This window comes from Streptosporangium sp. NPDC049376 (genome assembly GCF_044466505.1).
Lineage (GTDB): Bacteria > Actinomycetota > Actinomycetes > Streptosporangiales > Streptosporangiaceae > Streptosporangium.
This window is the reverse complement of record NZ_JBITMT010000010.1, coordinates 179,213-191,637: the sequence shown is the minus strand read 5'-3', so window position 1 is coordinate 191,637 and position 12,425 is coordinate 179,213. Positions and strand designations below refer to the sequence as shown.

Below are 12,425 nucleotides of genomic sequence, written 5' to 3'. Positions count from 1 at the left end.
GGCGGCGGCGCGGGCTTGGGCGCGCCGGTAAAGCACAAGCCGACACCCCTCGCGCACGGCATCGGGGAAGCTCCGGCGCCGGGCGTCTGAGCCTTAGGACAGGCGGCCCACGTGGGCCAGGGCCTGCTTGAGGAGGGTGCCGTGGCCGCCCTGCATCTCCTGTTGGACCAGGGGGGAGGCCGCCTCCTCGGGGGTGAACCAGACCAGGTCCAGGGCGTCCTGCCTGGGGCGGCAGTCCCCGGCCACCGGGACGACGTAGGCGAGGGAGACCGCGTGCTGCCGGGGGTCGTGGTAGGGCGTGACACCCGGCGTCGGGAAGTACTCGGCGATCGTGAAGGGCTGCGGTGAGGCGGGTACGCGTGGCAGCGCCACCGGGCCGAGGTCCTTCTCCAGGTGGCGCATGAGCGCGTCGCGGACCCGTTCGTGCAGGAGCACACGACCGGAGACGAGGGCACGGCTGACCGTGCCGTCGGCGCCGATGCGCAGCAGCAGGCCGACGTGCGTGACCACCCCCGTGTCGTCCACCCGGACGGGGACGGCGTCGACGTAGAGGATCGGCATCCGGGCGCGAGCGGCCTCAAGCTCGTCGGGAGAGAGCCATCCGGGCGCGGTATCGGTCATTTCGGTCATTGGTCGATCGTACTTCGCGGTCAGCGCGTGGACACGTAGGCACCCTGGGGCGTGGCGAACCGGATATGCCCAGGTCATGTGGGACATGTCCGAGTCTGGTAGGGCGTACGGGATGTGTCCAAGGGGGTACGGCTGATGCGCAGGAGGCGTTCGGAGGGGGTTCAGGGGTGTCCCTGGGCGTCGGCCAGCCATCGTCTCGCCTCGGGGCCGCTGGCGAGGAGGTCGGAGGCCTGTGCTCCGTGCCCGGTCACCAGCAGGCAGAAGTCCTCGGCAGCGCCGACGATCTTCTGCCGGGACTCGGTGGGGCCGTAGTCCCACAGGGTTCCCGAGGGGGCGGTGAGGAACACGTGCAGGTCGGGGCCGGGCGGGGTCCAGCCGGTGGGGCGGTAGCGGGCGCTTTCGGGCAGCAGCCCGAACTCGATCGCGTGCCTGACCCGGTCCGTCCGCTTCCTGCTCAGCCCGAGCGCGTCCGCGATGTCCTGGTCGTGGCGGAACAACTCGGTCATCGCGGCGCCCGCGAGCGCCGAGGCCTCCAGTGGGCCGCCCAGCCACGGCACCGTACGGTCCGGCGGGAGGGCGGCGAGGACGGTGGCGGTGTTCTCGCGTTCGGTGTGCCAGCGGGGGAACAGCGCCCCCGGCGGTTCGAGCAGGTAGCCGGACAACGACGCGCGCAGCCTCGCCTCCAGGTCGAACCTGGGCTGCGTGGTCAGCGCGGTGAACGCCACCGGGTCCGAGGCCGCCAGGCCGATCAGCCGGTAGAGGGCGGCGAGGTGGGCGATCTGGTGCCCGACCGTCCAGCCGGTTACGGCGGTCGGCGTCGCCCACCCGTCGGCGTCGAGATCGACGACCGTCCGGTCGAGTTCCTCGGCCTCGGCGTGCAGGTCGTCGATCACGTCCCTCAGGTCGCTCATGGCAGGGTCCTCATCAGTTCTGGAGGTCGGGGAAGGTTGTCGCGGTGACCCAGAACCCTCATCGGTTCCGGGAGCGGGCATCCGGCAGGCTCCTGGTGGTGGCCGCCGACGGCCTTAGACATGGCTTTCGGTGGGGTTTCAGTGGAGCTTACGACATGGTTTTCGGCGGGGAACGGGGTCAGGGGACGATCTCCATCTGCGCCATCATTCCGCCGACCGAGTGTTCGAGCATGTGGCAGTGGTAGAGGTAGCGGCCGAGGAAGTCGCCGAAGGTGACCTGGATTCTGACCGAGGCGCCCGCGGGCACCAGCACGGTGTCCTTCAGCCCCGACTCGCCGGGCAGCGGCGGGGCGCCGTCGCGGTCCAGGATCCTGAACTGCACCAGGTGCAGGTGAAGGTTGTGGTCGAGGGACACGTCGGTGTCGAGGTTGGTGACGCGCCAGATCTCCGTGCTTCCCCGTCTGACGCGGACGTCCACCCGGTTGGGGTCGAAGACCTGGTCGTTGATGTAGGCGGCACCGCGGACCATGTCCACCTTGAGGGTGATCTCCCGGTCTGTCCGTCCGCTGCCGAGGGCGGGCAGCGGCGGCAGGGGGCGCAGCACGTCGGGTACCCGGCTGTCGTCGGCGGCCCTGGTGACCACGTCGAAGCGCAGGACCGGGCCGCTGACGTCGTTCAGCACGACCTGGTCGCCGACCCTGCGGGGGCCGAAGTCGACGACCACCTCGGCCCGTTCGCCGGGGGAGAGCACCACGACCTCCCGCCGCACCGGGGCGGGCAGCAGGCCACCGTCCGAGCCGATCTGCGTCATCGTCATGTCACGGTCGAGGCTCAGGTGGAAGGTCCGGAAGTTGGACACGTTGAGCAGCCGGAACCGGTATTTGCGCGCCGCCACCGGGAAGTACGGCCGCGGCCGTCCGTTGGCCAGCAGCGTCGTGCGGTTCGGCGTGTCCTCGGGGGCGTAGATCAGGGAGCCGTCGGAGGCGAAGTGGGCGTCGGTGAGCATGATCGGCACGTCGTGGTCCCTGGAGGGCAGCCGCAGGCGCCTCTCGTCCCGGCCCTCGACCAGGTAGAAGCCGTGCATGCCCCGGTAGACGTGTTCGGCCTCCATGTGGTGGGTGTGGTCGTGGTACCAGAGCGTCGCCCCCGGCTGGGTGTTCGGGTACTCGTAGAACCGTGACCGGCCGGGTTCGATGAGGTCCATCGGATAACCGTCGCTGTCGGCCGCGACGTGCCCGCCGTGCAGGTGGGTGTTGACGGCCCGGTCGAGGCCGTTGCGGTAGCGCACGACGACCCGCCGCCCCTGCCTGACGCGCAGGGTCGGGCCGACGAAGGCGCCGCCGTACCCGAGGACCTCGGTGCGCACGCCGGGCAGCATCTCCACCCGGGAGGCGCGGATGTCCTGGTGGTAGACGTCCACGTCGCGGTAGGAGGCGACCGGGGTGAGCACGCGGGGCACGGGCATCCGCACCCGGAACGGGGCCGGGTCCGAGCCCCGGGTGGGCGTCGCGCCGTGGGTCATGTGCGTCCGCCGGTGGGGGCCGAGGCCCGCGTCGGCCATGGCGGGGGAGGCTTCCTGCCTGGGCAGCAGCAGGGTCCCGCCGACCATACCGCCGAGCGTGAGGCCTCCGGCCGTCAGCAGGCGTCGTCTGTTCAGCATCTTCTCCCCAATCGGGTCATACCGGTTCCACCCGGGCGTCTCACGGATTGCGGTGGGCCGTCGCACCGGGGGCGATGTCGTCGCGGAACAGCCCGGTGGGATCGACCCTGGCCCTGACCCGGTCGACGGCCTCGACCCGCTCGGGACTCAGGTGGCGCTGGGGCTGGGAGAGGTTCTCCACGAACGAGGGCGCGGTCAGGCCGGTGTCCCACGGCCGTAGTACGGCCCGCGTCCGCGCGCAGTGGCCGACGAGGGCCTCCGGGGTGAGGTCGCCGAACGGCACGCCCCCGCCCATGTAGGCGAAGCTCGCGTCGAGGCGGTCGAGCGCCCCGCCCTCCCGTTCCGGTACGGCCAGCGCCCCGCCGAGCTGGCGCAGTTCGGCGTTGGTCAGCGGCGACCCCGGCCCGGCGATCCGCAGGAACTCCCCGGCCGCCTCCTCGGGCAGGTCGTCCAGCAGCATGTGGTCGCCGAAGATGGGGAACGGCTCGGTGGGGTCCATGTGGGTCAGCGTCACCTGGCGGGGCGGTGCCGTACCCCAGGTGTCGAGGATCGGCGGGGCGAGCGCGCGCAGCGGGCCGAGGAGGTCCTCGGCGACCGCCTCGTCCCCGGGTCCGCCGAGCACGACGCCGTCGACGCAGAGCACGCTCCGCCCGCGCAACGGCTCCGGGACCTCGGGCAGCGGCGGCAGGTTCATCAGCCGCAGCGTCGTGGTCGCCTCACGCGGCGCCTTGCGCGTCCAGTCCAGCCACAGCGGCAGCAGCCGTCCGGCGTGTACGGCGGGCCAGTACGCGGCGCCGGTGACCACCCGTCCCAGGGGGAACAGGTCGAACTCGACGGCGGTGACGACGCCGAACCCGCCCCCGCCGCCGCGCAGCGCCCACAGCAGCTCGCGGTCGGAGGAGGCGTCGGCCCTGCGCGGTTCGCCGTCCGCGGTGACCAGTTCGATCGCCCTGACGGAGTTGGCGGCCAGCCCGGTGTGCCGTCCGTAGAGGCTCACCCCGCCGCGCAGCAGGTAGCCGACGACGCCGACGAGCGGGGAGGAGCCGTGCGGGGCGGCCAGGCCGTACGGCTCGGCGGCCTCGACGACCTGACCCCAGCGCGTCCCCGCGGGCACCCGGGCGACGCGGGCCGCGGAGTCGATCTCGACGCCGCCGGACAGTTCGGTCCTGAGCAGCAGCGCCTCGCCCATCGGGCGGGCGGTGGCCGAGCCGTGGCCGGTCGAGTGCGCACGGACCCGCAGGTTCTCCGCAACGGCGTGGGCGAGCGCGGCCCTGATCCCCGCGACGTCGCGCACCGTCGCCGCGACGGCGGGTTCGGCGGGCGCGGCCAGGTTGAAGACCCGTGTCGCCTCCGCGTAGCCCGCCTCGCCCCGGCGAGCGAGGCGGGCCTCAGGAGCGGTCATGGCGCGGTGAAGTGGACGCGGGTGAACTCGCGGTTCGCCACGGTCGGCAGGAAGACCGCGAACCCGGCGTGGCTGTGCAGCATGGACATGTCCCGCCACACCCGTTCGAGGCGTTCGCCCTGGCGGACCGAGCTGGACCCGGCCGTCGGGAACAGGTAGCTCTCCACCGCCGTCCAGCACAGCCGGATCGTGTGGCGGCAGATCGTGGTGATCCGCAGGTCCTGTTCCCTGGTGAACGCCTCGGGGCCGAGCGCGCACAGTTCCTGCCACTGCCTGATCGCGCCCTGCACCCCGGCCTCGGCCGCGGCGATCATTCCGGCGGCCTCGGCGTACCAGAACTGGTAGTCGGGGTCCTCGGCGCGGCCGACGACGGGCGGCAGCAGCGTTTTCCTCGACCGCATCAGCTCGCCGTAGACGTCGAGGGCGCCCTGGGCGATGCCGACGGCCAGCGACGCGATCTCCAGGACCATGTAGCTGAGCGGGCCGCCGCCGTACTGGGGGTTGCCGTGCAGCTCGCGGCCCGGGGTCCCGCCGGCGACGGTCGCCTCGCTCAGGTGTGTGCCGGGCAGCGCGAAGGAGGCCGGGATGCGGCCGTTCTCCATGGTGACGCTGTGCGACCCGCTGCCCTTGAGGCCGAGCTGCCGCCCCCAGTCGTCGACGAGGCGCCACTGGTCACGTGGGGCGATGAACAGCATGGGCGCGGGTGGCCCGTCGCCGGTCTGGGCCAGGGCGTGGCCGATGAAGTGCGTCGCGTACGGCGCGCCCGAGCAGTAGTTCCAGGTGCCGTTGAGCACCCACCCCCCGTCGGCGGCCGGTACGGCGGAGCCGCTGGGCACGATCGTCGCCGGGCAGACGAAGTCGCCGTCCCGGAAGATCTCGGCCTGCGCCTCCTCGCCGAAGAGTGTGGCGGCGGCGATGGCGTGGGTGGCGCCCAGGCAGTACATCCAGGCCGTCGAGGGGCAGCCACGGGCGAGCGTCGTCACCACCCGCATGAAGGTGTCGATCCCGAACTCGTAGCCGCCGTAGCGGCGGGGCACCAGGATGCGGTGGAAACCGGCCCTGGCGAACTCCTCGTGCGTCCGCCGGGAGTAGTGGGTGCGCTGCTCGGTCTCCGCCTGGAGGCCGACCAGCGTGGGCGCGATCGCCTCGGCCCTGGCCAGCACCTCGTTCGGGGTGAGGCCGGGCTCGGGCGGAGCCGGGAAGCCCTGTCCCGGGGCGTTCGTGACGGCCGTCATCGCTGATCGGCTCCTTCCGTTCTGGGATCTCGGTCCGGGGGCGGCGGGTCCTGGAGGGGTCTCGGCCCTGGGGCTTCGGGTTCCGGGGCGCCGGTTCCGGTTCCGGATGTCGGGTTCCGGGGCGGCGGTTCCTTCCGGGTCAGTCCCGGGGGAGCGGGGCGTCCGGGGCGGCGACGGCCTCGGTGAGCAGGCGGCCGTACTCGGCGACCAGGCCCGCGATCGTGTCGTGGTCGTACAGGGCGTTCTTGTACTGGACGCTGCCCACGATCTCGCCGGTCGGGTGGAGGTTCAGGGTCCACAGCGCGCCGTCGGGCACGTCGGAGCCGACGGACTGGTCGAGCAGGCGCAGCCGTACCTCCGTGTACTCCAGGTCGCCGATCACCTCGCCGTCGAGCACGAACGGGAACGGGAAGACCTGGAAGACCCAGGGCGCCCGGTCGGCCTCCATGGCGGGCCGCATCAGTTCGGGCGCCTGCCCGAAGATCCGCAGGGTCGGGATGTCGTGCGAGTACCCCTCAAGGCAGGTCGTCCTGGTCCGTTCGACGACCTGGCGGAAGGTACGGCAGGCCGCCAGGTCGGTCCGCAGCGGCAGGAAGTTGAAGCAGGAGCCGACCATGTCCCCGAACCCGTCCCGTTCCCGGCCCCGGCCGGGGGTGAAGGTGGGCACGGTGATGTCCGTACGGCCGGTCTCCCGGTGTTCGAGCAGGTAGAAGGCGGACAGCAGCACCATGAAGAGCGTGCCGCGCACCGCCCTGGCCAGGGCCGTCGCCCGGGAGATCGTCTCGGCGCCGATCAGGAAACGATGCACCGACGTCTCCTGCCCGGCCTCGGCCGACCGGGGCCGGTCGGTGCGCACCGTGAAGATCTCCGCGCCGCGCAGGTTCTCCCGCCAGTAGGCGTGGTCGGCCTCCGCGCCCCCCTCCTGCGCGGAGGCCAGCTGCCAGCGCGCGTACTCCCGGTAGGGGCGCGTCTCGGGCAGCGCGGCGGGGACGCCCTCGCGCCGCGCCGCGTAGTACCGGGCGACGTCCCTGATGATCAGCCGCATGGACCACCCGTCGGTCGCCGTGTGGTGCGTGATGATCACCAGGATCGCGTCCTGGTCGTCGAACCGGCCCAGTACGGCCCGCAGGTGCGGCAGCGTCCCCGACTCGATCGTGGACGCCTCGACCTCGTCGAGCAGGTCGTCGACCACCGCGTCCCGCCGTTCGGGGGCGGTTCCCGACAGGTCCCTGACCTCCAGCTCGACCGGGCAGGGCGGCAGGATCTCCTGGTGGCGGGAGCCGTCCTTCCTGACGATGAGGGTGCGCAGCGCCTCGTGCCTGACGACGACGTCGGCGAGGGCGCCCCGCAGGGTCTCCTCGTCCACGCCGCCGCGTACCCGCCAGCCGTGGACGAGGTGGTAGCGCGGGCCGAACGGGCCGCAGTCGTCCCCCTGGTCGAAGACGCAGACGAACTCCTGGTTGAGGGAGAGCGGCGCGATGGTTCCGGTGACGGTGTCCGAAGTGGTCATGGCGTCCTCACCGCAGCGGGCGGGCGAAGGCCCGCACGTCCTCGACGAACAGTCCCGGCTGCTCCATGGCCGCGAAGTGCCCGCCCCGGTCGAACTCCGACCAGTGCGACAGCGTCGGCAGCACCCGTTCGGCGAACGAGCGCACCGGAAGCACCACGTCGGAGGGGAAGACCGCGACCCCGACGGGGGCCCGCAACGGCCAGGGGCCGCCCCAGGTCCGCAGGAAGTCGGCGGTCAGGTGGTTGGACTCGTAGTAGAGCTGGGCACTCGACCCGGCGGAGGCGGTCAGCCAGTAGATCGAGGCGATGGTCAGCAGGTGGTCGCGTTCGACGGCGTCCTCGGGCGACTTCGCCGAGTCGGTCCACTCCTTGTACTTCTCCACGATCCAGGCGAGCTGCCCGGCGGGGGAGTCGGTCAGCGCGTACGCCAGCGTCTGCGGCCTGGTGGACTGGATGAACCGCCAGCCCGCCCCGTCCTGCTCGAAACGCGCCGCGAAATCGAGGCGCGCCAGGTCGGACTCGCTCAGCTCGCCCCACTCGGCCGGGTCCTGCGGCGGGAACGCGGCGAACATGTTGACGTGGACGCCCAGCACGTGGTTCGGGTCGGCCAGCCCGACCTCCAGGGAGATCGGCATGCCCCAGTCGCCGCCCTGCGTGAGGTAACGGTCGTAGCCCAGGCGCCGCATCAGCTCCGCCCACGCCCGCGCGACCCTGCGGGTCGACCACCCCGGCTCGCCCGGGTGGCCGGAGAAGCCGTACCCCGGGATGGAGGGGACCACGACGTGGAAGGCGTCGGCCGGGTCGCCGCCGTGGCTCGCCGGGTCGGTCAGCGGCCCGACCACGTCGAGGAACTCGGCGTAGGAGCCGGGCCAGCCGTGCGTGATGACCAGCGGTACGGCCGTGCTCCGCGGGGAGCGGGCGTGCAGGAAGTGCACGTCGACGCCGTCGATCTCGGTGACGAACTGGGGGAAGCGGTTCAGGCGCTCCTGCGCCGCCCGCCAGTCGAAACCGGTGCGCCAGTACTCGGCCAGCTCCCTGAGGTAGTCCGGGGGGACGCCGCGTTCCCACCCGGCGCTCGGCGGTTCACCGGGCCAGCGGGTCCCGGCCAGTCTCCGGTTCAGGTCGTCGATGTCCGCCTGGGGGAACTCGACTCGGAAGGGACGCATCGAAGGGCCTTTCGGTCGGTGCGGAGGGGCTGGAGTCATGGTTTCCGTGCGCGGCCGGGGATCGCCGTGACCCGCGCAGCACCCGGACGACGTGGCGGGGCAGCATGAGGGAGGCGGGCGGGTCGACGAGCCCGGCGACCCTGATGAAGGCGTTGGCGAGGGTGGGGTCGTTGACGGCGGCGTCCTGGAGCCTGGCCACGTACGCGTTGACGAACCTGACCTTCGCCGAGCGCTTCCCCCGCACCCCGGCGTAGCCCAGGTCCGACCCGGCGGCCAGTTCCCAAGGGGAGTCGATCTCCCGGGAGAGGTCCCTGAAGAACGCCCTGGCGTCCGGTTCCGTCCCCTGCTCCAGGTGGCGCCGCAGGACGAGGGACCCCAGCGCGGAGACCGTCATGCCCTGGGCGTAGACCGGGTTGAACGTGCACACCGCGTCGCCCATGACGAGCAGGCCGGAGGGGAAGTCGGCCAGCCGTTCGTAGTGCCGCCGCACGCTGGCCGGATACTTGAACGTCACCGGGTCGTCGAGCGGTTCGGCGTCCTTGATCGACTCGTGGATGTCCGGGATGGGCAGGGACCTGGCGAAGTCGAGGAAGCCGTCGGGGTCGGTCGGCGGGTGGTCGCCGAGGATGCCGGTGAGCGAGAGCTCGACCAGGCCCTCGCCTCCGGAGATGGGGAAGAAGAACGCCCCGCGCGGGGTCCGCGGGGTGGCGGCCGGGATGATCGCCAGGTCGCCGCCGAACGGGTCGGCGCGCAGCCGGTAGTGCCTGGTCGTGTAGGCCAGGTCTATCTTGATGCGCTCCTCCTCGGGGCGTCCGTAGCCCAGCTCCTCAAGCCACAGCGGGGTGCGCGACCCCCGGCCCGTGGTGTCGAGCACCAGGTCGGCGTCGAGGGTCTCCGCCGGGGCGCCGCCGTCGTGCCGCTGCACCCGCGCGCCGGTCACCCGGCTCCGGTCGGCCGTCGTCTCAAGGCCGAGGACGTCGTGGCCCTCGACGAAGCGCACGTTGGGGATGGCCTGGACCCGCAGGCGCACCTGGTTCTCCAGCACCGGCCTGGTCGCGGGGACGCACCCCAGCCCCGAGTGGGACGGGGCGATCCGCCGGCCGTTGAACAGCCAGCGGATGTCGCCGTTGAAGTCGCCGGGCCGTACGCCCGCCGCGACCAGGTTCCCGGTGAGGCCGGGGAAGTGCTCCTCCAGGATCTGGTGGCCCCTGGCGACCAGGCCGTGGGCGTGCCGCCCGTGCGGGACGCCCGGCCGGTAGGTGGCCACCCCGGTCAGCCGGTCACGATCGACGAGCAGCACCTCGGTGAACCGTTCGGAGAGCACCCGGGCGGCCAGCAGGCCCGCCATGCTCCCGCCGAGCACCACCGCGCGGGTTCCCGCTCCATCGGCCATCAGGGGTTCACCTCACAAGTTCGACTCCGTGGCCTGGGTACGGCCGGGCACGCGGAAGGGACAACCGAAATGGATTTCCCAGTGGATTCCGTGCGCCCTCTCCGCCACTGCATGGTCGCACCGGGGACACGGGTGAGACATCTTCTGAATTGCTCCGGGTCATCGCTTTCCAGGTGTCGCCGACGAACATGGCAATACGGGAGATGCGTTTTCCGGGGAGCGGACGTGAAACTCCCATTGGCGCCTTCAGCCGCGATCTTTCTCTCCCCCGGACGACGTTTTCGGCCCTGGGCGGGGCCGCCTAGGAAAAGGTGGAAAAGCAGTGACGAAGAAATCCGAAGGGACCCTGGTCGACGGGCTGGAGGACAGGGAGGGGGGCCTCACGCGACGTTCCCCGTGGCCGTGGTGGCGCAGCCCGTGGCTGTACGGGCTCGGCGCGCTCGTCGTGTTCAACCTGATCTACGCGCTGCCGCGCTACCTGAGCTTCGACCCGGTCCTGTCGCGCACCCGTATCGACCCGGGCTTCGCCCTGCACTACCCGGTGGTCGTGGCGCACGTCGTCGCGGGCAACGTGGCGCTGGTGACGGTCTTCGTCCAGTTGCTGCCGTGGGTACGGCGTCACCGTCCCGGCCTGCACCGGATCTCCGGGCGGGTCTACGTCTTCGCCGGGGCGCTGCCGGCCTCGCTGCTGTCGCTGGTGCTGCTGCCGTACTCGACCGCGCCGATGGGCAAGCTGGGGCTGGCGACGATGGCGGTGCTGTGGATCGCGACGTCGCTGGCCGGGCTGCGGGCCGCGCGGCAGCGCCGTTACGTGGACCACCGGCGCTGGATGGTCTACAGCTTCGCGCTGGCCATGGGCACCTCGTGGGGCCGGGTGATCAGCCAGTTCGCCATCCCGGGCAACGGCATCGACGTGGCGGTCTTCTTCGACATCTCCTCGTGGATGGGCTGGGTGGTCAGCCTCATCGCGGCCTACCTGTGGCTTGAGCGGACCACCCCCAGGAGGCGTGTCCCCGCCGGACGGTAGGGCCGTCCGCGTCAGGGGTCCTCACGGGAGACCTCCCGTGAGGACCCCTTCGGCGGTTCAGAGGTAGACCGTGTTGGGCTCAAGGCCGCACAGGACCCGGCCGTACAGTTCGAGGTTGGTGTTGGGGTGCATGATGGCGTGCAGGTTGAGGGTCTGCACGTCACGCTCGATGCGCTGGATCGGGACCGAGGTGTAGACGGAGGAGCCGCCGCTGGCGGTGTTGAGGATGTCCACCGCCTCCTTGGCCCGCCGGCAGACCGCCCCCAGGTCGAGCCGGACACGGGCCCGCTCCTCAAGCGTCCACGGCTCGCCGGTCGGCCCCTTGGTGTCCACCAGGCGGGCCGCGCGGAAGGCGTGGAACTCGGCCTCGTCGATCTTCGTGACGGCCTCGGCGACCTGGAGGTGGGTGAGCGGGGCGTCCTTCTGGCTGTCGTAGTTCGTGTAGCTGATCTTCCGGCCGGGCAGGCGCTCGAAGAAGGCGTCCCTGGCGGCCCTGGCCAGGCCCAGCGCCGTGGCGCCGACGGTGGTGCAGGCGGTCGGCATGAACGGCGCGCGGAAGATCGGGGAGTCGGCGTTCAGCTTCGAGGAGATCCGGCCCTGGAGCACCGGCCCCATGGCCAGCACCCGCTCCCGCGGGATGAACAGGTCATGGGCGACGGTGGTGACGCTGCCCGAGCCGCGCAGCCCCGAGGTGTGCCAGTCGTCGATGATCCGCAGGTCGGGCAGCGGGATCGCGACCATGATCGGTTCGTAGCCGCCGTCGGCGGTGGCCAGGACCGCGGCGTTGGTGTTCCAGTGGCTCTGCTGCGAGCCGGTGTTGAACGACCACTTGCCGTTGAGCACCACACCGTCCTCGACGGGTACGGCGACCGCCGTCGGGCTCAGGATGCCGCTGACCCGGACGTCGGGGGTCGAGAAGACCTCGTCCTGCACCTCGTCGGGGAACAGCCCGACCATCCAGGTGCTGATCGCCCAGACCGCGACGGTCCAGGAGTGCGAGCCGTCCCCCCTGGCCAGTTCGGCGAGCACCTCGACCACGGTGCCCATGTCGGACTCGTAGCCGCCGTACCTGGTGGGGACGCGCATCTTCAGGATGCCCGCCTCGGTCAGCGCCTCGATCGACTCCTCGGGCAGACGCCTGTTCTCCTCGGCCCACAGGGCGTTCTTCTGGAGCAGGGGCACCAGTTCGGACGCCCGGCGGACGAGCTCCTCCCTCGACGGCGCCTCGGTGATTTCCATCGGTCCTCCTCGGGAAAAATGCGGCAGGTTTCGGTGCACGTTGACCCTGACAGTCGCATTCACCGTGACGCATCTCCCTGATTGCCCACCTCCCACACCGTTCGCATGAGAGAACAAACGCCGCAACCAGGAAGATGCCTTTTCGGGGAACGGCCCGCATCATTGGCTTCGAGTTTGTTTTCCCCGCGATTCCGGCCATCCCGGGAAAACCTCTGCCACGGGGTCGCGCGCGGAATCATCCGCCAAGGGACCA

The 12,425-nt window shown here is 71.5% G+C and carries 10 protein-coding genes; 1 reads left to right on the top strand and 9 read right to left on the bottom strand.

The annotated features are described in order from the left end of the window. Window positions 1-93 precede the first annotated feature (93 nt). The 8 genes from ACIBVQ_RS24955 to ACIBVQ_RS24920 all read right to left on the bottom strand — a co-directional run bounded on the left by ACIBVQ_RS24955 (window position 94) and on the right by ACIBVQ_RS24920 (window position 9,906). On the bottom strand, window positions 94-630 hold the full coding sequence (locus tag ACIBVQ_RS24955; RefSeq protein WP_352014458.1) for an NUDIX hydrolase family protein: 537 nt from the start codon (window positions 628-630) through the stop codon (window positions 94-96). A gap of 161 nt (window positions 631-791) precedes the next feature. Then, complete coding sequence (locus ACIBVQ_RS24950; protein ID WP_399180277.1) at window positions 792-1,541, bottom strand: maleylpyruvate isomerase family mycothiol-dependent enzyme; 750 nt, start codon at window positions 1,539-1,541, stop codon at window positions 792-794. Window positions 1,542-1,719: 178 nt separating this feature from the next. Further along, the gene (locus tag ACIBVQ_RS24945) at window positions 1,720-3,201 is read right to left on the bottom strand and encodes a multicopper oxidase family protein (RefSeq protein ID WP_399180275.1); all 1,482 of its coding nucleotides are present in this window, start codon (window positions 3,199-3,201) and stop codon (window positions 1,720-1,722) included. A 40-nt stretch (window positions 3,202-3,241) separates the two neighbouring features. Continuing rightward, the gene (locus ACIBVQ_RS24940) at window positions 3,242-4,603 is read right to left on the bottom strand and encodes an FAD-binding oxidoreductase (RefSeq protein ID WP_399180273.1); all 1,362 of its coding nucleotides are present in this window, start codon (window positions 4,601-4,603) and stop codon (window positions 3,242-3,244) included. Further along, the gene (locus tag ACIBVQ_RS24935) at window positions 4,600-5,838 is read right to left on the bottom strand and encodes an acyl-CoA dehydrogenase family protein (protein WP_352014454.1); all 1,239 of its coding nucleotides are present in this window, start codon (window positions 5,836-5,838) and stop codon (window positions 4,600-4,602) included. The genes ACIBVQ_RS24940 and ACIBVQ_RS24935 overlap by 4 nt, the downstream gene beginning before the upstream one ends. A gap of 139 nt (window positions 5,839-5,977) precedes the next feature. Then, window positions 5,978-7,348 (bottom strand): condensation domain-containing protein, encoded by a 1,371-nt coding sequence (locus ACIBVQ_RS24930; protein ID WP_362780276.1) that lies wholly within the window; start codon window positions 7,346-7,348, stop codon window positions 5,978-5,980. A gap of 7 nt (window positions 7,349-7,355) precedes the next feature. Further along, window positions 7,356-8,513 carry an epoxide hydrolase family protein gene (locus ACIBVQ_RS24925; RefSeq protein ID WP_399180271.1) on the bottom strand — a complete coding sequence of 386 codons (1,158 nt, stop codon included), beginning with the start codon at window positions 8,511-8,513 and terminating at the stop codon, window positions 7,356-7,358. Continuing rightward, the gene (locus tag ACIBVQ_RS24920) at window positions 8,431-9,906 is read right to left on the bottom strand and encodes an FAD-dependent oxidoreductase (RefSeq protein WP_399180269.1); all 1,476 of its coding nucleotides are present in this window, start codon (window positions 9,904-9,906) and stop codon (window positions 8,431-8,433) included. Before ACIBVQ_RS24920 ends, ACIBVQ_RS24925 begins: the two co-directional genes overlap by 83 nt. A gap of 322 nt (window positions 9,907-10,228) precedes the next feature. On the opposite strand from ACIBVQ_RS24920, the gene ACIBVQ_RS24915 reads away from it, so the two are divergent. Beyond that, the gene (locus ACIBVQ_RS24915) at window positions 10,229-10,933 is read left to right on the top strand and encodes a DUF2306 domain-containing protein (protein WP_399180267.1); all 705 of its coding nucleotides are present in this window, start codon (window positions 10,229-10,231) and stop codon (window positions 10,931-10,933) included. Between the two features lie 57 nt (window positions 10,934-10,990). Here ACIBVQ_RS24915 and ACIBVQ_RS24910 read toward each other — a convergent pair whose 3' ends face one another. After that, window positions 10,991-12,172: an acyl-CoA dehydrogenase family protein gene (locus tag ACIBVQ_RS24910; protein WP_399180265.1), complete on the bottom strand. Its 1,182-nt coding sequence runs from the start codon at window positions 12,170-12,172 to the stop codon at window positions 10,991-10,993. Window positions 12,173-12,425 lie beyond the last annotated feature (253 nt).

Coding starts and splice junctions, on each gene's coding strand:
- ACIBVQ_RS24955 (WP_352014458.1), bottom strand. CDS start 630: ATGACCGAAATGACCGATACCGCGCCCGGATGGCTCTCTCCCGACGAG.
- ACIBVQ_RS24950 (WP_399180277.1), bottom strand. CDS start 1,541: ATGAGCGACCTGAGGGACGTGATCGACGACCTGCACGCCGAGGCCGAG.
- ACIBVQ_RS24945 (WP_399180275.1), bottom strand. CDS start 3,201: ATGCTGAACAGACGACGCCTGCTGACGGCCGGAGGCCTCACGCTCGGC.
- ACIBVQ_RS24940 (WP_399180273.1), bottom strand. CDS start 4,603: ATGACCGCTCCTGAGGCCCGCCTCGCTCGCCGGGGCGAGGCGGGCTAC.
- ACIBVQ_RS24935 (WP_352014454.1), bottom strand. CDS start 5,838: ATGACGGCCGTCACGAACGCCCCGGGACAGGGCTTCCCGGCTCCGCCC.
- ACIBVQ_RS24930 (WP_362780276.1), bottom strand. CDS start 7,348: ATGACCACTTCGGACACCGTCACCGGAACCATCGCGCCGCTCTCCCTC.
- ACIBVQ_RS24925 (WP_399180271.1), bottom strand. CDS start 8,513: ATGCGTCCCTTCCGAGTCGAGTTCCCCCAGGCGGACATCGACGACCTG.
- ACIBVQ_RS24920 (WP_399180269.1), bottom strand. CDS start 9,906: ATGGCCGATGGAGCGGGAACCCGCGCGGTGGTGCTCGGCGGGAGCATG.
- ACIBVQ_RS24910 (WP_399180265.1), bottom strand. CDS start 12,172: ATGGAAATCACCGAGGCGCCGTCGAGGGAGGAGCTCGTCCGCCGGGCG.